A 20,599-nucleotide genomic window follows, 5' to 3' on the forward strand; every position below is an offset into this window, starting at 1 on the left:
CGGGATTAGCCGGGGCAGCCGGGCAGCCGGGTCGGCTCAGCCAGGTCAGCCGGGTCAGCGGGATCCGGTGTGCCGGGAGCCGTTATCGGCGTGCGCAGCGCCGCGGCGGCCGCGTCGGAGACCTTGCCCGCCGCCTTGTCGGGCACCGAGGCGCGGCCCGACGTCGGCGTGCGCAGCGCTGCGGCGGCCGCGTCGGACACCTTGCCCGCATCCCTGCCCGACGACGCCTTGTCCGACGGGTCGGACGAGGAGGAGCGACCGGTCGACGACGAGCGGTCGGGGGTGGAGCTGCCCGGAGGCGGCGTCACCGACGCGCGACCGACCGACGCGCGTCCGGTGGGGCGCTGCGCCGGCTTGGCGGGGGCCTCGTCGGCGTCTCCAGCCTGGGGGGTGCCGGCCTCGGGGTGGTCAGGCGACTGGTTGGACATGAAACCAGCCTACGAGGCCGCTGCGACAACGCCGGTGCACCGCAAGTCCGTGGCGTGGCAGCTCACAGCCTGTTTCCACGGCGCCCGCGCCTAGATCACGACAGTGTCGTGTACCTGCCACGATGGTGCAGCAGCGGTGCGGCGGCGTCACCCAGAGTGATCTGCTCCAGGGTGCCCTCGACGAGCAGTCCCCACCCGAACGGCCGCGCGCCGTCCAGCCGGCAGCCCGCCCAGGTCCCCGAGCCGGCCGGGATCGGCCCGTACACCGTCTGCTCCCACGCCTCCTGCCGGAACAGCCCGCCGGGCGCGGGCATCAGCCCGGCGAACCGGTCCGCCAGCTGCCGGTGCGGCTCGCCCAGCGGCACCACCGTGAACACCCCGGCCGCCTCGATCGCGGGCCACAGCTCCGACTCCTCGTCGATCAGGCCGAGCACCCGGCCCGGATCGCCGTCGCCGACCAGCGTCGACGACACGGTCAGCCCGGCCGGGCCGGGCGCCGTCCACAGGCACACCGTCATGCCGAAGCGACCCCGCAGCCGGCGCACGGAACTGCGCGCCGACTCCGGGGTCGCGAACGGATCGGTGTCGTGGATCATCAGGTCCAGGCGAGCAGCATGGCCTCGGGGTCGGTGAGGAAGGCGCCGATGTCCCGCAGGAACTTCGAGCCCAGCTCACCGTCGATGATCCGGTGGTCGAACGACAGGCCGAGCGTGGTCACCTGACGCAGCTTGACCTTGCCCTTGTGCGCCCACGGGGTCTCCCGCACCGCGCCGAAGGCCAGGATGGCCGCCTCGCCCGGGGGCAGGATCGGGGTGCCGGTGTCCACGCCGAACACGCCCACGTTGGTGATCGTGAACGTGCCGCCGGACATCGCCGACGGCGGCGTCTTGCCCGACTTCGCCGTCTGCACCAGGTCGGTCATCGCGTCGGCCAGCTCCCGCAGGGACAGGCTGCCCGCGTCGGCGATGTTCGGCACGATGAGGCCGCGCTCGGTGGCCGCGGCGATGCCCAGGTTCACGTAGTCCTTGACCACGATCTCCTGCGCCGCCTCGTCCCACGACGCGTTGACCATCGGGTGGCGCTTGGCCGCCAGCAGCACCGCCTTGGCGACCAGCAGCAGCGGCGACACGCGTACGTCGCGCCACTCCCGGTCGGCCTTCAGCCGCTCCAGCGCCTTCATCGATCGGGTCACGTCGACCGTGAGGAACTCGGTGACGTGGGGCGCGGTGAAGGCCGAGGCCACCATGTTGGCGGCGGTCAGCTTGCGTACCCCCTTGATGGGGATGCGGGTCTCGCGCTGACCCGGGGTCACGACGACGCGCTGGGCCGGCGCGGCGGCCGGGGCCGACACCGCCGACTGCACGTCGTCGCGGGTGATCGAGCCCTGCGGGCCGGTGCCCGCCACCGTGGACAGGTCCACGCCCAGGTTGCGGGCCAGCATCCGGACCGGAGGCTTGGCCAGCACCGCGTGCCCGTTCTGGCCCGCCGCCGGAGCGGGAGCCACCGGGGCCGGAGCGGCCGGAGCCGCGGGCCGGGCCGGCGCGACGGGCGCGGCGGCCGCGACAGGTGCCGGAGCCGCCGGAGCGGCCTCGGTCTCGCCCTTGCGGGCGCGGCGCTTGGCCGCGGTCACCCGCGGGCCGTAACCGACCAGCACCGCGGTGCGGCCGCTGGCCGTGGTCTCGCCGATGAGCCCGCCGGTCGCCTCGCCCGCGGCCTTCTCGGCCTGGGCGGCGGCGCCCTGCGACATGTCGTCGGCCACCGGCGCGCTGTCGCCGCCGGTGTCGATCGAGATGATCGGCGAGCCGACCTCGACCACGGTGCCCTCGGGCACGTAGATCTTGACGACCTTGCCGGCCCACTTCGCCGGGATCTCGACCGCCGCCTTGGCGGTCTCCACCTCGACGATGGGCTGGTTGAGCTCGATGACGTCGCCCTCGGCGACGAGCCACTTGAGGATCTCGCCCTCGGTCAGACCCTCACCGAGGTCGGGCAGGGGAAACTGGTTGATCGCCATGCTGCGCTCCCCTTCCTCAGAACCCGAACGAGCGGTCGACGGCGTCGAGCACCCGGTCCAGGTCCGGCAGGAACTCCTCCTCCATGCGGGAGGCCGGGTAGGGGATGTCGTAGCCGGTCACCCGCAGCACCGGGGCCTCCAGGGAGTAGAAGCACTCCTCGGTGATCCGGGCCGCGACCTCGGCGCCCAGGCCCAGGTTGCCCGGCGCCTCGTGCACGACCACGGCGCGGCCGGTCTTGCGGACCGAGTCGAACACCGGGCCCATGTCCAGCGGGGACAGCGAGCGCAGGTCGATGACCTCCAGGTTGCGCCCGTCCTCGGCCGCCGCGGTCGCGGCGTCCAGGCAGGTGCGGACCATCGGGCCGTACGCCAGCAGGGTCACGTCGGTGCCGGGGCGGACCACCCGGGAGTCGTGCAGCGGGTACGCCGCCGACAGGCTCGCGGCCGTGTCGACCTCGCCCTTCTCCCAGTAGCGCCGCTTCGGCTCGAAGAAGATGATCGGGTCGTCGCTGGCGATCGCCTGCTGGATCATCCAGTACGCGTCCGACGGGTTGCTGCACGCCACGACCTTCAGGCCGGCGGTGTGCGAGAAGTACGCCTCGGGCGACTCCGAGTGGTGCTCCACCGCGCCGATGCCGCCGCCGAACGGGATGCGGATGACCATGGGCAGCTTGACCTTGCCCTTGGACCGGTAGTGGAACTTCGCCACCTGGCACACGATCTGGTCGTACGCCGGGTACACGAAGCCGTCGAACTGGATCTCGACGACCGGGCGGTAGCCGCGCAGGGCCAGGCCGACCGCGGTGCCGACGATGCCGGCCTCGGCCAGCGGGGTGTCGATGACGCGCTCGTCGCCGAAGTCCTTCTGCAGGCCGTCGGTGATGCGGAAGACGCCGCCGAGCTTGCCGACGTCCTCGCCCATGATGAGGACCTTGGCGTCGTCCTCCATCGCGCGGCGCAGGCCGAGGTTGATGGCCTTACCGAGGGTAAGCGTCTCCATGATCAGTGGCTCCCCTCGAACGAGGCGTGGTAGGTCTCGAACTCGGCGCGCTGCTTGTCGACCAGCGGAGAGCCGTGGGGGTAGACGTTGTCGAACATCGTCACCGGATCGGGGTCGGGCATCGACAGCACGCGCTCGCGCAGCTTCACCGCCTCGACCCGGGCCTGCTCGTCGACGGCCTTGAAGAACTCCTCGTCGGCGATGCCCTGCTTCTCCAGCAGCTTGCGCATGCGCACGATCGGGTCCTTGGCCTGCCACGCCTCGACCTCGCTCGCCACGCGGTAGCGGGTCGGGTCGTCGGAGGTGGTGTGCGCGCCCATGCGGTAGGTGTACGCCTCGATCAGGGTCGGGCCCTGGCCGTGGCGGGCGTTGTCCAGCGCCGCGCGGGTCACCGCGTACGTGGCCAGCACGTCGTTGCCGTCCACCCGGATGCCGGGGAAGCCGAAGCCGGCCGCGCGCTGGTACAGCGGGATGCGGGTCTGGCGCTCCAGCGGCTCGGAGATCGCGTACTGGTTGTTCTGGCAGAAGAACACGATCGGCGCGTTGTAGACGCTGCTGAAGATGAACGACTCGTTCACGTCGCCCTGGCTGGTCGCGCCGTCGCCGAAGTAGGCGATGACCGCCTCGCTGGTCTCGTCGTCGTCGCCGACCTTGCCGTCCTTGGCCACGCCCATCGCATACCCGGTCGCGTGCAGGGTCTGCGCGCCGATCACGATCGTGTACGTGTTGAACCGGTTCGCCACCGGGTCCCAGCCGCCCTGGTCCACGCCCCGGAACAGGCCCAGCGGCATGATCGGGTCGATGTTGCGGCAGTAGAGGACACCGTGCTCGCGGTACGTCGGGAAGGCCATGTCCTGCGTGCGCAGCGCCCGGCCGGAACCGACCTGCGCCGCCTCCTGACCCAGCAGGCTGGCCCAGATGCCCAGCTCACCCTGCCGCTGCAGGGCGGTGGCCTCGGCGTCGAGCTTGCGCACCGTGACCAGGTCGCGGTAGAGACCGCGCAGCTCGTCGTCGGTGAAGTCGACGGAGTAGTCGGGGTGTGAGACTCGCTCGCCCTCGGGGGTGAGGAGCTGTACGAACTCCGGCTCGGGGGGCCCCGAGCGCTTGCCGCCGCGGCGCGGAGCCGCGCGCTCGACTCTGGTCATCCGTGTTCTCCCTGTCAGTGGTGCGTCGGCGACGGGGTGTGTCTGCCGCGCATCGGTTGGCGCCACGTCGTGTCCCTCGTGGGGCGAAGACGCCTGGCTGCGGCAGTTGTGAGTCCGGAGTACCCGGTGACCACGGCCACGCTGCCGCCTGGCCCCCATACTGCCGTATCGGTGGCGGCAGTCACAGGCCAGGCACGTGATATTGGCAACCGTCGGCCGAAAAACCGGGTCGGGGAATACCCCAAATACCCGGATCATGACGTTGTTTGGGGCATTCTGGGCCAATTCCCCCCGTGCCCTAGGAGCACTCCGATGCCCGACGACAATTTCCTGGAAGATCTCTTCGGCTCCCCGCCGCCCGCACCGGCGCCGACCGCCGCCCCCGCGGCGTTCGCCCGGCCCCGGCCGGTCCGCTCCCCGTCCCGCCGGTACGGCCTGCTGGTCACCCTGCTGGTCGGGCTGACCGCCGTACCCAGCTGGATCGTGCTGCGGGCCGGTCTGGAAGGCGTGGACCCCGACTTCGGCGCCCGCCTGGCGGGACCGGTGCAGCCGTTCGTGGTGCCCGGCGATCACCTGGCCCCGGCGCCGCTGCGGCTGCCCGAGCGCCCGGTCCGCCCGGCGCCGCAGTCCGACCCCGGCCTGGCCCAGCCCGCCGGGCACGCCGAGCCGGACGCGGAACGGCCGGACGACGGCGGGTCCGACCCGCTGCTGGAGCACCGGGTCCCGGCAGCGCCGCCACCGGCCCGGCCGATCTGGCCTCCCGTCACCCGGCCGGCCAAACCCGGCGCCGGGCCGGCGACCCCGCCCGCCGACCCGAGACCCGTCTTCCCCGGCGGCCCTTCCTTCCCCGGCGGCCCCACCTTCCCCGGTGGCCCCACCGTGCCCGGCCCGGCTTCCCCCGGCGGGCCGCCCGGAGGTCCGTTCCCGGGCGGGCCCCCCGCCTTTCCCGGCGGGCCGTGGGTGCCCGGCGGCCACCACGGCCGTCCCGGCCATCCGCACTTCCCCGCCCATCCGCACTGGCCCGGACACACGCACCAGCCCGGACACCCGCATCGCCCCGGCTCCGGCCACGGCGAACCCTGCGAGGAGCCGGGCCACCCCGGTCGCCGCCGGCCGGGCGTCGCCCGCGTCGCCGTCAACCGACCGAGCGTCGCCCGCGACGGCCTCAGGCGGCCGGTTGCGAACCGCGACGCACCCAACCGGCCGAGCGCGAACCGCGACGTCCTCAGGTGGCCGGTTGCAGATCGTGCCGGCCTCAAATGGTCGGTGGCAGATCGTGCCAGTCACATGCGGCCGGGTGCGGATCACGACGGGCTGCGGCGGCCGAGCGCGGGTGGCGACGGACTCGGGCGGTCGAGCGTGGACCGCGACGGTCGCGCACGGGCGAAGGCGGTGCGTGCCGTCGGGCCGCGCCGAATGGTGCTCGCGCGCACGGGCGAGCAGCAGGACCTGCGGCCTGGGGCAATTCGTGATCTTGCGCAGGCCTCCGTGACGCGTCTGCGGCCGCCACAGCGAGGTCCGCTCAAGATCCGCTCGGCTGCCGACGTGGCGGCGCCGAAGCGGACCGCGTCACGCACCGGCAAGACGTCGACCGCCAATACCTGGTCTGCCGGGCACCGCGAGGCGCAGGGCGTGCACGGCAGATCGCGGGACGCGGCCGACCGTTCGCGGACGGTGCAGCGCCCGAAGAAGGCCAAGGCCGGCGCCCGGCACCACAAGATCGGCAAGTCCCGCCCTAACGGCTCCCGGCACACCGGATCCCGCTGACCCGGCTGACCTGGCTGAGCCGACCCGGCTGCCCGGCTGCCCCGGCTAATCCCGGCCGGATTCGTCCTGGTTGCCCGGATGGTCCCGGCCCGGTTGTCCGGTCGGGCTGGTTGTCTCGTCGAAGATCGCTGTTTCGTGTCGGAAAGCGTGGTCACACTGCAGTTCGTGACACGGAACAGCGATCTTCGGCTGGGTGTCCGCCGAGGAAGCCTCACTTTCCCGGAAATCGCGCGCAAAGTTCCTGGCGGCGGGCGGCCGGCTCGGGCGGACGGGTGCCGAACCGAGGGTGCGCCGGGTGTCCCGTGGGGAGATCGCGGGTTCAGGTCAGAAAGTGCGGTCTGACGCCGGAATCTGACCGCGGACAGCGATCTCCGAGGACCACGGACGCCGGGCCCCTGAACGCGGCGGACGACGGCCTCCCCGAGGGCCACGGATGACGGCGCTCTTTCCGGGAAATGGCGGCCTGCGACGGCCGACGGATCTCCCGGTCGGCCCTCGGGGCGGTGGCAGGCCCGGCGGGGCTAGCCGAGGGTGGCGCGGATGCGCTCGTACGCCGCGAGCGCGCGGCGCACCGGCTCGACGACGTACCGCAGGGCGACCTTGTCGATCTCGGCGCGCAGGATCGTCTCGGTGCGCGCGTCGGCGCGCTTCTTCGCGCCGGGCAGCCACACCCGGCGGGGCCGCTGGGCGTCGGCGTAGGCGACCGCCTGGCTCAGGGCCGCGGGCAGCTCGCCGAGGCGGGACCGGGCGGCCTGCTCGACGGCGCTCGCCCAGGGGCCGGGCAGGCCGACGGCCGCGCTGGACGCGTACGCCTGGACGGACTGCTCGACGCGGGCGGCGTCGGTGCCGGCCGAGGCGAGCCCGCGGACCAGCGGGTTGATCGACGGCGGGCTGGCCGGGCCGCCGGTGAGCTTCGCGAGGTCGGCCAGGGTCGCGTTGAGGTCGCGGTCGACGGCCTCCTCGGCGACCGTGCCGCGCAGGATGACCGGCTCGAGCAGGGCGCGCAGCGCGGACACCCCGGGGTAGCCGCGGGTGGAGCGCTCGGTGACGAACGGGCCGGGCTTCGGCTTGATCGGGCCGCGCTTGCTCGGGGGCAGCGCCGGGACGTCGCCGGTGGCCGAGGTCGGGACCAGCGGCACCTTGGACAGGCCGCCCTCGTCGAGCAGCTGGCGCAGGTCGGCGCCGACCTTGGGCAGCTGGGCGGGCTGCAGCCGGTCGGTCTGGTTGAGGGCCACGATGAGGCCGTCGCGCTGGCCGGCGAGCTGGCGCAGGTAGCCCTCGTGTACGAGCTGGTCGCCGTACTTCTGCGGGTCGCAGATCCAGACCACGACGTCGACCAGGTGCAGCAGCCGGTCGACCTCGGCGCGGTGGCGCGGCTCGACGGAGTCCACGTCGGGCAGGTCGAGCAGGATCATGCCGCGCAGGCCGGCCTCGTCGTTGGCGTCCAGCGCCGACTCGCGGGTGAACCGGCGGCGCGGGGAGACGCCGAGCCAGTCGAGCAGCTCGTCGGCGAAGGTGAGGCTGCCCCAGACACACGCGTACGGCTCGGAGGTGGTGGGGCGCAGGATGCCCGCGGGCGACCGGTCGATGGTGGTGAACGCGTTGAACATGCTGGACTTGCCGCTGCCGGTGGTGCCGGCCAGCGCGATGGTGGTGAAGCCGCGGGACAGCCGCAGCCGGTCCGCCGACCGCTCGGCGATCACCCGCGCGTTCTCCATGGCCGGGTCCCCGGCCAGGTGCTCCCCGGCGAGGTCGACGACCTGCTGGACGATGTCGAGCCTGGTGGCGACGGACTCACTGCCGGGGGTGGAGTGGGTCACGGGTCCCTCCTCACGCTCTCCTCAGCCGACTCCGGCCGACCTGGACCCTCGCCGCCTACCCTGGCGGTGGGCATGTCATGTTGCCTCGGCAAGTTTCGCACTCGCGCACTTGTGGAGGAACTCCCAGATCGGAGTCACCACTCGCTCGGAGAGCATGCCCTGTCGGTCGAGCGCCGACTCCGCGACCACGAACAGCGGCACCGGCTCCCCGAGCAGCTGCGTGAGGTGCGGCAGGATCTCGTCCGCGGCCTCGGTGGGCACGCGGTCGAGGATCACCGCGAGTTCGACCCTGCGTTGCTGCGCGCCGCGCAGGTCCCGCCACGCCTGTGCGTCAGCGTAGCGGGCCGCCGTGGTGACGAAGATCCAGAGGTCGGCCCGCTCGAAGACGGCCTCGGTCGCCTCCCGGTTCGTCTGGTCGACGGCGTTGACGTCCGGCGCGTCCACGATCGCGAGGTTCGGGGGGAGCGCGGGGGCCGCGACCGGGGGCAACCCGATCCCGGCGGTCGCCGCCACGCTGCGCGGATGGCAGGCCAGCACGGGCCTGCGGGTGGTCGGGCGCAGGATGCCGGTCGCGCTGACGGGGGCCCGCACCAGGCTGTTGACCAGCGTTGACTTGCCCGCACCGGTCGGCCCGCCGACCACCGCGAGCAGGGGGCCGGTCCGGGCCGCGCCGCCCTCGGTTACTCGTTGGTCATACACAGGGGAAGCCTAAGCGGAAATGGGACATCTCACTAGGACACCGTCAAACTTGAGTGTGACGGGCTCAACCTTCCGCTTGACAGTTCCCGGTCACATGTCAGTATTGAGCCGTCCGGACTCAACTTGAATCCCGGTCAACCTTGATCTTGGAGGAACACGAACATGGCACGTGCGGTCGGCATCGACCTGGGTACGACCAACTCCTGTATGGCCGTGCTCGAGGGTGGCGAACCCACCGTCATCGCGAACGCCGAGGGCTCCCGCACGACGCCCTCCATCGTGGCGTTCGCCAAGAACGGTGAGGTGCTCGTCGGCGAGGTGGCAAAGCGTCAGGCCGTCACGAACCCGGACCGCACCATCCGGTCCGTGAAGCGTGAGGTCGGCACCAACTGGACCGTCGACATCGACGGCAAGAAGTACACGCCGCAGGAGATCTCCGCGCGCGTGCTGCAGAAGCTCAAGCGCGACGCCGAGGCCTACCTCGGCGAGACCGTCACCGACGTCGTGATCACCGTCCCGGCGTACTTCAACGACGCGCAGCGCACGGCGACCAAGGAGGCCGGAGAGATCGCCGGCTTCAACGTGCTGCGCATCGTCAACGAGCCCACCGCCGCCGCGCTGGCGTACGGGCTGGACAAGGGCTCCAAGGAGCAGACCGTCCTGGTCTTCGACCTCGGCGGCGGCACGTTCGACGTCTCGCTGCTGGAGCTGGCCGAGGGCGTCGTCGAGGTCAAGTCGACCTCCGGCGACAACCACCTGGGCGGCGACGACTGGGACGAGCGCATCATCGAGCACCTGGTGAAGACGTTCCGCGGCCAGCACGGCGTGGACCTGTCCGCCGACAAGATGGCCATGCAGCGCCTCAAGGAGGCCGCGGAGAAGGCCAAGATCGAGCTGTCGGCCGCCAACACCACCGGCATCAACCTGCCGTACATCACGGCCGGCGCCGAGGGCCCGCTGCACCTGGACGTGACCCTCACCCGGGCCGAGTTCCAGCGGATGACCCAGGACCTGCTCGACCGCTGCCGCGCGCCGTTCGAGTCGGCGATCAAGGACGCGGGCGTCAAGCTGTCCGACATCGAGCACGTCATCCTGGTCGGCGGCTCGACCCGGATGCCCGCCGTGACCGACCTGGTCAAGCAGCTCACCGGCAAGGAGCCCAACAAGGGCGTCAACCCGGACGAGGTCGTCGCGGTCGGCGCGGCGCTGCAGGCCGGCGTGCTCAAGGGCGAGGTCAAGGACGTCCTCCTGCTGGACGTGACCCCGCTGTCGCTGGGCATCGAGACCAAGGGCGGCATCATGCACCGCCTGGTCGAGCGCAACACCACGATCCCGACCAAGCGGTCCGAGGTCTACACCACCGCCGACGACAACCAGCCCTCCGTGCTCATCCAGGTCTTCCAGGGCGAGCGCGAGATGGCGGCGTACAACAAGAAGCTCGGCACCTTCGAGCTGACCGGCATCGCGCCGGCGCCGCGCGGCGTGCCGAAGATCGAGGTCACCTTCGACATCGACGCCAACGGCATCGTGCACGTGTCCGCCAAGGACCTGGGCACGGGCAAGGAGCAGTCGATGACGATCACCGGCGGCTCCTCGCTGCCGAAGGACGACATCGAGCGCATGCGCCGCGACGCCGAGGAGCACGCGGAGGAGGACCGCCGCCGCCGCGAGGAGGCCGAGACCCGCAACGTGGCCGAGGCGCTGCAGTGGCAGACCGAGAAGTTCCTCGCCGAGAGCGGCGACAAGCTGCCGGCCGACGCGCGGGAGAGCATCAACGAGGCGCTGAGCGAGCTGCGCAGCGCGCTGGCGGGCACCGACATCGAGAAGATCAAGTCGGCGCACGAGAAGCTCGCCCAGGTGTCGCAGGCGGCCGGTTCGGCGCTGTACGGCCAGGCCGGCGGCCCGAGCGCGACCGACGCGGGCCCGCAGGGCGCGACCGGCGGCGCCCAGGCCGATGACGACGTCGTGGATGCGGAGATCATCGACGACGAGGGCAAGAAGTGACCGGAGCAAAGGGCGGTGCCTCGCCGGCGGAGCAACCGCCCGCCGGCGAGCGCATCGTGATCAAGAACAAGCGCAAGATCAGCCCGAGCGGAGCGACCATGTCCGAGCAGCCGGAGACCCCGGCCGCCCCGACGGCCGGCACCGAGCAGGCCGCCGGGGCGCAGGAGGGCCCTCCTGCCCCGGAGCACACCCCGCAGGACGCGCCCGAGGAGGTCGTCGTCGAGGCGGTGACGGCGGAGACGCCGGCCGCCGACACGACCGCTGCCGAAGCCGGCACCGACCGCCCCGAGGCCACCCCGGCGGAGGCCGCGCAGACGGCCGCTCCCGCCGCGGAGGCCGTCGAGGGCGAGGTCGTCGAGGCCGAGCCGGTGGCGGAGCCGGCGGCCGAGCCCGAGTCCGGTGCGGCGCCGTCCGCGCTGGGCGCCGAGCTCGCGCAGCTGCGCACCGCGCTGGAGGAGCGCACGGCGGACCTGCAGCGGGTGACCGCCGAGTACGCCAACTACCGCAAGCGGGTGGAGCGCGACCGCACGGTCGCCGCCGAACTCGCCACCGGTTCGGTGCTCTCGGCGCTGCTGCCGATCCTGGACGACCTGGACCGGGCGCGTGATCACGGCGACCTGACCGGGCCGTTCGGCGCGGTCGCCGAGCAGCTCGGCGCGGTCGTGGCGAAGTTCGGCCTCACCGCGTTCGGCGAGAAGGGCGATCCTTTCGACCCGAACCGGCACGAGGCGGTGGCGCACCTGCCGTCCGCCGAGGTCACCGAGCCGACGTGCATCGACGTGATGCGCCGTGGCTACCTGCTGGGCGAGCGGCTGCTGCGCCCGGCCATGGTGGCCGTCGCCGCACCGGAATGACAACATGACCCAGGCTCTCTCCTCATCTCGCGCAGCGGTGGGGAGAGAGCCTCGGTCGCGACAGGGGGAGGGGGTAACGGATGAGCTCGAAGGACTGGCTGGAGAAGGATTTCTACGCCGTGCTCGGGGTGGCCAAGGACGCCACATCTGCTGAGATCAAGAGGGCGTACCGCAGGCTCGCACGTGAGCTGCATCCGGACCACAACCCCGGCAACAGCGCCGCCGAGGAGCGCTTCAAGTCCGTGTCCGAGGCGTACGACGTGCTCTCCGACGAGGGCCGGCGGCGCGAGTATGACGAGATGCGCTCGCTGTTCGAGTCCGGCGCGTTCCGGCGCGGCGCCCGGGGCGGCGCGGGCGGCCAGCACTTCGACATGTCCGACCTGTTCGGCCACGGCGGCGGCCGGGACCGTGGCGACCAGCGCTTCGGCGGCGCGGGCTTCGCCGACCTGTTCGGCTCGATCTTCTCCGGCGGCGCCGGCAACGGTGCGCCGCCGCGCGGCCCGGCCCGCGGGCGCGACGTCGAGGCGGAGATCTTCCTGGACTTCGCGGACGCGGTGCAGGGCACGACCCAGCCTTTGACGCTGCGCACCCTCGGCGTGTGCGACACCTGCCACGGCGACGGGGCCAAGCCCGGCACCCGCCCGCGCACCTGCAAGTTCTGCCACGGTGCCGGGGTGGTCAACCGCAACCAGGGCGCGTTCGGCTTCTCCGAGGCCTGCCGCGACTGCCAGGGCGTGGGCACCGTGGTCGACCACAAGTGCCCGGAGTGCCAGGGCACCGGCGGGGTGACCAAGACCCGCACGCTGACCGTACGCATCCCGGCCGGCGTCGCCGACGGCCAGCGCATCCGGCTGGCCGGCCGCGGCGAGCCCGGCGAGCGCAGCGGCCCGCCCGGCGACCTCTACATCCGCGCGATCGTGCGCCCCGACGCGATGTTCGGCCGCAACGGCGACGACCTGACCGTCACCATCCCGGTCACCTTCGCCGAGTCCGTGCTCGGCGCCGAGGTCCGGGTTCCCACATTGGACGGCATGATGAAGGTCAAGGTGCCGCCGGGCACGCCGAGCGGGCGCCTGCTGCGCGTACGCGGCAAGGGTGTGCCCAAACGTGATGGCCACAGCGGGGATCTGCTGGTTACCGTGGAGATAGTGGTGCCGCAGCAGCTCTCCGACGAGGCTCGCGATGCGCTGGTGCGCTTCACGGAGCTGGCCCCGCCGGTGCGGCGGGACCATCTGGAACGGAGGTGATCCACGGTGGACGAACACGCCAAGGTGCTGCTCATCTCGGTGGCCGCGCAGCTGGCCGGCATGCACCCGCAGACGCTGCGGCAGTACGACCGGATGGGCCTGGTCGAGCCGGGGCGCTCGGCGGGCGGCGGCCGCCGCTACAGCATGCGCGACGTGGCGCTGCTGCGTGAGATCCAGCGGCTGAGCCAGGAGGACGGCGTCAACCTGGCCGGGGTCAAGCGCATCATCGACACCGAGCGACTGGTGCTGGAGCTGCGCGAGCGGCTGGCCGAGGCGCAGGAGCGGCTGGCCTACGCCGAGGCGCGGCTGGCGCAGCTGGAGTCCATCTCCGCGTTCCCGCGCACCGAGCTGCTGCCGAGCATGCGCACCTCGACCGCGCTGGTGGTGTGGCGCCCGCGTTCCACCGAAGGCTGAGCCCCGCACGCCGCAGGCCGGTATCCTCATCTCTGGGATTAGTCCGAATTGTCGGACATCCCAGAGGGGGATGAGATGGGCATTGTGGACAAGGCCAAGGACGCCCTCGGCATGAACGACGAGAGCGGCCAGGCCTCGGACAAGGCCAAGCAGATGCAGGACAAGGCCAAGGCCGCCGTCGACCAGGCGGGCGACGCCGTCGACGCCAAGACTGGCGGCAAGTACGCCGGTCACGTCGACAAGGCGCAGGACATGGCCAAGGACGCCATCGACAAGATGGACAAGAAGTAGCCCGCATGGAAAGGGGTCCCGCGGCGAAGCCGTGGGACCCCTTTCCATGCTCAGCCGATGGCGGTTGCAGGCCGCTCGCCGTCATGCGGAGCGAATGCGGAGCATGACGGCGATTAAGGCCGCAGAGCCATCGGCGAATATCAGAGCCTTCGGGAGTGGCGGACCAGGCCGCCTTCGCACCAGTCGTTGTAGTCGAACAGGTTGGGCCGGGCGAGCAGCACCCGGGTGTTGTGCGCCCAGATCGCCATCAGCTCGTCGCCCTCCTCCTCGGCCTCTTCCACGAGCTTGCGCAGCTTGCGGCGGGGGTGGGCCTTGAAGCCGGTGCGGATCGCGTCGGCGGCGTAGATGTAGAGGCAGTGCAGGGCGAACCGGCGTGCCGGGCAGCTGGTGTCCATCGCCAGGTCGAACAGCGTGCCGACCAGGCGGTCGCCGGAGACCAGCAGGTCCCAGTCCGGGGGCATGGCCGTGAGCGGCACGGACTCCGGCGAGTAGGCCCAGGTCCGCAACTCGTTCGGGGTCGGGTCGACCGGGTTGGCGAAGCCACGGAACACCGCCGGGGGAGCGCTCATCGTTATCCTCCGCTGGAATGAAAGCGGGCTGTTGAAGACGCGGCCAGAGTCAGCGGCGCTGCTGCCGCGACACGCTAGCGTGCCTTCCCTGGTCAAGGGAAGGTCAAGGCAAGGACTTTCATCAACCTGTTACGCACCGCGACCAACCGGGCACGCGCACTCGGGCGTCAGGGGCATGCCGGATCGGCGGTTCCGGAACCCGAGCGCGGCCTCGCGGCTCGTTGCGGGTATGACTTCCACCAGCGTGAATCGCCGCGCGGCCCGGGTGCGTCCGTGGCTCGTGCTCTCCCTCGTGGCCGGGCTGGCCGCGGCCTGCTCACCCGGCGATCCGGCGCCGGCGGGATCCGCCGCACCACCGCCCGCCGCCGCCTACTCCCCCGCGCCGGGCCGGGCGACGGTCACCGAGCGCGCCGTGCGGCTCGACGTGCCGGCGGGGTATCAGGCCTTCGTCGAGTTCGCCGACGCGCGCCACGGCTACGCCATGTTCAACGACTGCGGCACGAACGGATCGTGCCAGGGCGGGCTGCTGTTCGCCAGCGCCGACGGCGGCGCGACCTGGCAGCCGCGGCAGGTGCCGGGCAAGGCGGACCACAACGTGCAGCTCTACGTGGTCGGTCCCGAGCAGATCATGCTGTGGAGCGAGACGGCGGGCGGCTACCACCTGTCCCGCGACGGCGGGCGGACGTACACGTTCGCGGCCGAGGTCCCGCACGACTACCAGGCGGCCACCGGCATCCGGTACGGCGTCGCGTACGGCGCGCAGGAGGCGGTGCTGACCGACTGGCAGACCGGCCGCCCCGTGCCGCTGCCCGACGGCTACCAGGGCGGGGGCGCGACGGTCACCCGCGACGGCGTCATCTGGCTGACCCGGTTCGACAAGATCAAGGAGACGGCCCGCAGCGCCGACGGCGGCCGCACCTGGCAGCGGCTGGCCGTGCCGGAGCAGCCGGGCCGGCCGCTGTTCGCGATGTTCGTCCGGCTCTCCCCCGGCGGCGACGCGTGGCTGATCGGCGAGCAGGATCCGATGTCCACCGGCGGCGGCACCTCGCTGCTGCGCGGCTCGGTGCTCAAGGGCACCGGCCTGCCGCTGGTCTGGCAGCTCGCCGGCGGCGCGTGGACGCCGCGCCCGATCGAGGGGGTCCGGGAGAAGCCGAACTTCCCGTACTCGGTCGCGCCCGCGGGCGACGGGCTGCTCGCCATCGCCGGGCCCGACGGCACCGGCTACCTGGCCGACCGGTACGTCGAGGTGCCGGGCACGCCGCGGCTGGACTGGGTGACCGTGCTGCCCGACGGCACGCTGTTCGCCCGGCAGAACGCGGAGGGCCGGGTCTACCTGGGCACCGGCCACGGCTCGGCGCGCGAATGGCTGGACCTCACCGTGCGGTGACCGACATCAGGTCCCTCCCGGCTGGCTCCGACAAGTTGAGTGCAGTACGCTCAACTTTGTTCGGAGCACTCAGCCGAGGGAGCGTATGGACACTCAGCGCCTGACCACGAAGAGCCGCGAGGTCATCACCACCGCGGCCGCGACCGCGCAGCAGCGGGGCCACGCCACCGTCGAGTCGTGGCACCTGCTGCTGGCACTGCTGGACACCGGGGGCTCCACCGCCGCCGGGCTGCTGCGGGCGGTCGGGGCCAACCCGGCCGACGTGCGCCGAGCCGCAGCGCGCGCCGTGGAGCAGCTGCCGACGGCGCGGGGCAGCAGCGTGGCCGAGCCGAGCCTGTCCCGCGAGCTGGTCAACGCGATCAACGCGGCCGAGCAGGTCGCCCGGCCGCTGGGCGACGAGTACGTCTCCACCGAGCACCTGCTGGCCGGGCTGGCCCGGGTCGGCGGCGCGGTCGGCAAGGCGCTCAAGCAGGCCGGCGCGACCGAGGAGGCGCTGGTCGCGGCGTTCCCGGAGATCCGCGGCGGGGACCGCCGGGTGACCACCCCGGACCCCGAGCAGCAGTACCAGGCCCTGGAGAAGTACGGCGTGGACCTGACCGCCCGTGCCCGCGACGGCAAGGTGGACCCGGTCATCGGCCGCGACCCCGAGATCCGGCGCGTGATCCAGGTGCTGTCCCGGCGCACCAAGAACAACCCGGTCCTCATCGGCGAGCCCGGCGTCGGCAAGACCGCGATCGTGGAGGGCCTGGCCCAGCGCATCGTCGCGGGCGACGTGCCCGAGTCGCTGCGCGACAAGAAGCTGGTCAGCCTGGACCTGGGCGCCATGGTCGCCGGCGCGCAGTACCGGGGCCAGTTCGAGGAGCGGCTCAAGAGCGTGCTGGAGGAGATCAAGGGCAGCGACGGCCAGGTGATCACCTTCCTGGACGAGCTGCACACCGTGGTCGGCGCGGGCAAGGGCGAGGGCTCCATGGACGCGGGCAACATGCTCAAGCCCATGCTGGCCCGCGGCGAGCTGCGCATGGTCGGCGCCACCACCCTCGACGAGTACCGCGAGCACATCGAGAAGGACCCGGCGCTGGAGCGGCGCTTCCAGCCGGTGGTGGTCGGCGAGCCCACCATCGAGGACACCATCGGCATCCTGCGCGGGCTCAAGGAGCGCTACGAGGTCCACCACGGCGTACGCATCACCGACGGCGCGCTGGTCGCCGCGGCGTCGCTGTCCGACCGCTACATCGCCGACCGGTTCCTGCCGGACAAGGCGATCGACCTGGTGGACGAGGCCGCCTCCCGGCTGCGCATGGAGATCGACTCCCGGCCCACCGAGGTCGACGAGATCGAGCGCCAGGTGCGCCGCCTGGAGATCGAGGAGATGGCGCTGGCCAAGGAGCCCGACCCGGCCTCGGCCGAGCGGCTGAGCAAGCTGCGCGCCGAGCTCGCCGACAAGCGCGAGCACCTGGCCGCCCTGTCCGACCGCTGGCGCAACGAGAAGCAGCACATCCAGGCCATCTCCGCGGCCAAGGAGCAGCTGGAGGAGCTGCGTACGCAGGCCGACCGGGCCGAGCGCGACCTCGACCTGGGCCGGGCGTCGGAGCTGCGCTACGGCCGCATCCCGGCGCTGGAACGCGAGCAGGCCCGGGCCGAGTCCGAGCTGGCCGCGCTGCAGTCGCACGGCGCGATGCTCAAGGAGGAGGTCGGCGCGAACGACATCGCCGAGGTCGTCGCCGCGTGGACCGGGATCCCGGCCGGCCGGATGATGGAGGGCGAGACCGAGAAGCTGCTGCGCATGGAGGAGTCGCTCGGCTCGCGGGTGATCGGGCAGGCCGAGGCGGTCGCCGCGGTCTCCGACGCGGTGCGCCGGGCGCGCGCGGGCGTGGCCGACCCGGACCGGCCCACCGGCTCGTTCCTGTTCCTCGGCCCCACCGGTGTGGGCAAGACCGAGCTGGGCAAGGCGCTGGCCGAGTTCCTCTTCGACGACGAGCGGGCCATGGTCCGCATCGACATGAGCGAGTACGCCGAGAAGCACTCGGTGGCCCGGCTGGTCGGCGCCCCGCCCGGGTACGTCGGCTACGAGGAGGGCGGGCAGCTCACCGAGGCGGTGCGGCGGCGGCCGTACAGCGTGGTGCTGCTGGACGAGGTCGAGAAGGCGCACCCGGACGTGTTCGACGTGCTGCTGCAGGTGCTCGACGACGGCCGGCTCACCGACGGGCAGGGCCGCACGGTCGACTTCCGCAACGCGATCCTGATCCTCACCTCGAACCTGGGCTCGCACGCCATCGCCGACCCGACCCTGTCGGAGCAGCAGCGCAACGACTCGGTGATGGCGGTGGTGCGGACGCACTTCAAGCCCGAGTTCCTCAACCGGCTCGACGACATCGTGGTCTTCCACGCGCTCACCCAGGACGAGCTGACCTCCATCGTCGACATCCAGCTGGCCCGGCTGCGCCGGCGGCTGGCCGACCGGCGGCTCACGCTGGAGGTCACCGACGTGGCCCGCAAGTGGCTGGCCGGCCACGGCTACGACCCGGTGTACGGCGCCCGCCCGCTGCGCCGCCTGATCCAGTCGGCGATCGGCGACAAGCTGGCCAAGGCGCTGCTGTCCGGGGAGGTCCGCGACGGCGACACGGTCCTCATCGACCGCGACGGCGACGCGCTGCGCATCGCCTGACCTGGATTTATCCGACCTCACGGGGGTGGTGATCGTCCGCTACGCTGCCGGGCCATGACCACCCCCGTCAGCACGTACGCCGCACCCCACCCGCAGGACCGCGGGCCGCGACCCGCCACCGCGGCCGTCGCCGCCTGGCTGCAGGGCGCGGTGGCGCTGCTGGCCGCCTCGCTCATCCCGTTCGCCTGGTACATGCACGCGCGCTGGACCGGGCTGATCGATGAGGCAGTGAGGTCGACGCCCGGCGTGGACCTGGACGTGGTCGCCGCGGAACGCTCGTCGAGCCTGTTCGGGGCGATCGTGTTCACGGTCGTGGCCGGTCTGACCGTGCTGTGGTTCGGCGGCACGCTGGCGCCGCTGTGGCGGGGCTCCAACGTGGCCCGGGTGATGTCGCTGGTAGGCAGCGGGATGGTGGGCCTGGGTGGCGCCCTCACGACGTGCTGTGGCATGCTGTCCGGCCTCCTGTTCCTGCCGCTGCTGATCTCGATGCCGATGGAGCCGGATCCGGCGGGCGAACCGGTGTCGCCCCTGCCCGAGGACGCCTACTTCGCGGACGATCCGTTCACCGCGCGCCTGTACGAGCTGTCCGACCGGGAGCTGCCCTGGAGCGAACTCGTGTTCGCCCTCGGGATCCCGCTGGCAGTGCTGTCGCTCGTGGCGATCTTCGTGCTGCTGCTGGTCCCGCCGTCGAACCGCTGGTACTCGCCGCGTCAGGCGCAGCCGCCCTTCCCCGCGCATCCCTATCCGGTATACGCGCACCCGGCATACCAGTACCCGGCGCCCCCGTACTCCGCGCCGCCCGCCCGACCTGCCCCGCCCGCAGGCTCGGAGCAGCCGCCCGCGCCGCTCTGAGGTCGCCGGACTCCGGTGCCTGCGCCACGAGACGCTCGTGTTGACGCTGGCCTGGTGCGAGCCCAGACTGGATCGAGTGAAGGGGGCGAGTCGATGACCCAGGTGTTGCCGCCGCTGATCGGGGTACGGATCACCGGCGCCGAGTACGACGCGCTGCCTCCGAACCCTCGCATCGAGCTCGTCGACGGAGTGCTGACCTTCATGACCCCACCGACCGGGCGGCATCAGAACCTCGTCGACGCGCTGGTCGCCGCGTTGAAGCAGGTGTGCCCTGCGGAGCTGCGCGTGCTGCGCGAGCAGGAGATCCGCCTGTCCGACGACCACCGGCGCAACCCCGACGTCCTGGTGGTCCTCGCGGAGGCCTACGACCCCGACGGCTACTCCTACCGACCCGAGCAGGTGCTGCTGGCGGTCGAGGTGGTCTCACCGGGCACGGAGACCGCCGACCGCAAGCACAAGCCGGCCGAGTACGCGGATGCGGGCGTCGCGCACTACTGGCGCGTCGAATCCAAGCCGGCCCTGGCCGTGTACACCTACCAGCGCGTCGACGAGGGCCCGTACGTGCCGACCGGGCGCTGGGTGCCCGGGGATCTGGTCGCCGCGCCCGGTCTGCCCTGGGCGCATGTCGCGGTGGCGGAGCTCGCCTCCTCCTGAGGGTTGACCGGCGATCGATCTGAGGTCGCAGGCGCGCGTGGCGGCCGGCCGTTACGGTGACCCACATGTCGTATACGCCACCTCCGAGCGGTTACCCGGTTTCGCAGGCACCGGGTGCGGGCCCGCGCCCGACCACGGTCTCCGTCTCCAGCCTGCTGCTCTACCTGACGTCGGCCCTGCTCGTGGTGAGCGCGGCGCTGAGCGTCTACACGTACTCGTCGCTGTCCGCCGCGGCCATCGAGGACATCTACAAGCAGGCGGGCGCCGACGCCACGCTGGCCGAGAGCACGGCGACGATGACGCTCGCCATCGCCTACGGCAGCGCGGCCATCACGGTCGTGCTCGCCGTCTTCTTCGTGGTGCTCGGCCTGTTCATCGGCAAGGGCAAGCAGTGGGCCCGGATCACCACCTGGGTCGTCGGCGGCATCGGCCTGTGCTGCTGCGGCCTCGGCCTCGCCTCGCAGGGCCTGACCAGCTCCTTCTCCACCGGCACCCAGGGTGGGATCGACCAGGACAAGCTCACCGAGCTGCTGAACGCGCAGATGCCCGCCTGGGCCACCAGCGCGAGCATCGTGATCACCGTGCTGCAGCTGCTGGCCCTGCTGGGCGTGGTCGTCCTGCTGGCCCTGCCGCCGTCGAACGCGTACTTCCGCAAGCCGGCGCCGGAGTGGACGCCGCCAGCGTACCCGACCGTCTGAGCACCGTCTGATCGCGGCGCGGGACCGGTGCTCGGGCACCGGTAGCGGCTGACCACGAAAACCTTCGCCGACACCGGACGGCCTGTTGCCG

The 20,599-nt window shown here is 72.2% G+C and carries 19 protein-coding genes; 11 read left to right on the plus strand and 8 right to left on the minus strand.

Going from position 1 to position 20,599, the window contains the following annotated elements:
- Positions 1-5: 5 nt before the first annotated feature.
- The 5 genes from AB0J67_RS30280 to pdhA form a co-directional block, all read right to left on the minus strand.
- A complete protein-coding gene (locus tag AB0J67_RS30280) occupies positions 6-428 on the minus strand; it encodes a hypothetical protein (protein ID WP_363487201.1) in 423 nt (140 codons plus the stop codon).
- A 95-nt stretch (positions 429-523) separates the two neighbouring features.
- Positions 524-1,024: a flavin reductase family protein gene (locus tag AB0J67_RS30285; RefSeq protein ID WP_363487203.1), complete on the minus strand. Its 501-nt coding sequence runs from the start codon at positions 1,022-1,024 to the stop codon at positions 524-526.
- Complete coding sequence (locus tag AB0J67_RS30290; protein WP_363487206.1) at positions 1,024-2,442, minus strand: dihydrolipoamide acetyltransferase family protein; 1,419 nt, start codon at positions 2,440-2,442, stop codon at positions 1,024-1,026. Before AB0J67_RS30290 ends, AB0J67_RS30285 begins: the two co-directional genes overlap by 1 nt.
- A 16-nt stretch (positions 2,443-2,458) precedes the next feature.
- Positions 2,459-3,448: an alpha-ketoacid dehydrogenase subunit beta gene (locus tag AB0J67_RS30295; protein ID WP_363487240.1), complete on the minus strand. Its 990-nt coding sequence runs from the start codon at positions 3,446-3,448 to the stop codon at positions 2,459-2,461.
- A complete protein-coding gene (gene pdhA / locus AB0J67_RS30300) occupies positions 3,445-4,587 on the minus strand; it encodes a pyruvate dehydrogenase (acetyl-transferring) E1 component subunit alpha (RefSeq protein ID WP_363487208.1) in 1,143 nt (380 codons plus the stop codon). The genes AB0J67_RS30295 and pdhA overlap by 4 nt, the downstream gene beginning before the upstream one ends.
- 312 nt (positions 4,588-4,899) lie before the next feature.
- On the opposite strand from pdhA, the gene AB0J67_RS30305 reads away from it, so the two are divergent.
- On the plus strand, positions 4,900-6,354 hold the full coding sequence (locus AB0J67_RS30305; protein WP_363487210.1) for a hypothetical protein: 1,455 nt from the start codon (positions 4,900-4,902) through the stop codon (positions 6,352-6,354).
- A 521-nt stretch (positions 6,355-6,875) separates the two neighbouring features.
- Here the strand turns inward: AB0J67_RS30305 and AB0J67_RS30310 are convergent.
- Both AB0J67_RS30310 and AB0J67_RS30315 read right to left on the minus strand, forming a co-directional pair.
- On the minus strand, positions 6,876-8,174 hold the full coding sequence (locus AB0J67_RS30310; protein ID WP_363487213.1) for a hypothetical protein: 1,299 nt from the start codon (positions 8,172-8,174) through the stop codon (positions 6,876-6,878).
- A 75-nt stretch (positions 8,175-8,249) separates the two neighbouring features.
- A complete protein-coding gene (locus tag AB0J67_RS30315; RefSeq protein ID WP_363487215.1) occupies positions 8,250-8,873 on the minus strand; it encodes a GTPase domain-containing protein in 624 nt (207 codons plus the stop codon).
- 162 nt (positions 8,874-9,035) lie between these two features.
- On the opposite strand from AB0J67_RS30315, the gene dnaK reads away from it, so the two are divergent.
- From dnaK to AB0J67_RS30340, 5 genes are all read left to right on the plus strand, one after another.
- Entirely contained in the window at positions 9,036-10,877 is a 1,842-nt protein-coding gene (gene dnaK / locus AB0J67_RS30320) for a molecular chaperone DnaK (protein WP_363487217.1), read from the plus strand.
- Positions 10,874-11,731 (plus strand): nucleotide exchange factor GrpE, encoded by an 858-nt coding sequence (grpE, locus tag AB0J67_RS30325; protein WP_363487219.1) that lies wholly within the window; start codon positions 10,874-10,876, stop codon positions 11,729-11,731. The genes dnaK and grpE overlap by 4 nt, the downstream gene beginning before the upstream one ends.
- A gap of 80 nt (positions 11,732-11,811) precedes the next feature.
- Complete coding sequence (dnaJ, locus tag AB0J67_RS30330; RefSeq protein ID WP_363487221.1) at positions 11,812-12,978, plus strand: molecular chaperone DnaJ; 1,167 nt, start codon at positions 11,812-11,814, stop codon at positions 12,976-12,978.
- Between the two features lie 6 nt (positions 12,979-12,984).
- Positions 12,985-13,392, plus strand: coding sequence for a helix-turn-helix transcriptional regulator (locus AB0J67_RS30335; RefSeq protein WP_363487223.1), 408 nt, complete (start codon positions 12,985-12,987; stop codon positions 13,390-13,392).
- 75 nt (positions 13,393-13,467) lie between these two features.
- Positions 13,468-13,683 carry an antitoxin gene (locus tag AB0J67_RS30340; protein ID WP_363487225.1) on the plus strand — a complete coding sequence of 72 codons (216 nt, stop codon included), beginning with the start codon at positions 13,468-13,470 and terminating at the stop codon, positions 13,681-13,683.
- A 140-nt stretch (positions 13,684-13,823) separates the two neighbouring features.
- Here the strand turns inward: AB0J67_RS30340 and AB0J67_RS30345 are convergent, their stop codons facing one another.
- Positions 13,824-14,252, minus strand: a complete 429-nt coding sequence (locus AB0J67_RS30345; protein WP_363487227.1) for a hypothetical protein — start codon at positions 14,250-14,252, stop codon at positions 13,824-13,826.
- Between the two features lie 244 nt (positions 14,253-14,496).
- Here AB0J67_RS30345 and AB0J67_RS30350 point away from each other — a divergent pair, with 244 nt between their 5' ends.
- The 5 genes from AB0J67_RS30350 to AB0J67_RS30370 all read left to right on the plus strand — a co-directional run bounded on the left by AB0J67_RS30350 (position 14,497) and on the right by AB0J67_RS30370 (position 20,508).
- Positions 14,497-15,639: a hypothetical protein gene (locus AB0J67_RS30350; protein WP_363487229.1), complete on the plus strand. Its 1,143-nt coding sequence runs from the start codon at positions 14,497-14,499 to the stop codon at positions 15,637-15,639.
- Between the two features lie 85 nt (positions 15,640-15,724).
- The gene (clpB, locus tag AB0J67_RS30355) at positions 15,725-18,304 is read left to right on the plus strand and encodes an ATP-dependent chaperone ClpB (protein WP_363487231.1); all 2,580 of its coding nucleotides are present in this window, start codon (positions 15,725-15,727) and stop codon (positions 18,302-18,304) included.
- A gap of 54 nt (positions 18,305-18,358) precedes the next feature.
- Positions 18,359-19,156, plus strand: coding sequence for a hypothetical protein (locus tag AB0J67_RS30360; RefSeq protein WP_363487234.1), 798 nt, complete (start codon positions 18,359-18,361; stop codon positions 19,154-19,156).
- A gap of 93 nt (positions 19,157-19,249) precedes the next feature.
- A complete protein-coding gene (locus AB0J67_RS30365; RefSeq protein WP_363487236.1) occupies positions 19,250-19,810 on the plus strand; it encodes a Uma2 family endonuclease in 561 nt (186 codons plus the stop codon).
- A gap of 65 nt (positions 19,811-19,875) precedes the next feature.
- On the plus strand, positions 19,876-20,508 hold the full coding sequence (locus AB0J67_RS30370; RefSeq protein ID WP_363487238.1) for a hypothetical protein: 633 nt from the start codon (positions 19,876-19,878) through the stop codon (positions 20,506-20,508).
- Positions 20,509-20,599 lie beyond the last annotated feature (91 nt).

This window comes from Catellatospora sp. NPDC049609 (genome assembly GCF_040675365.1).
In the GTDB taxonomy this organism is placed as follows: domain Bacteria; phylum Actinomycetota; class Actinomycetes; order Mycobacteriales; family Micromonosporaceae; genus Catellatospora.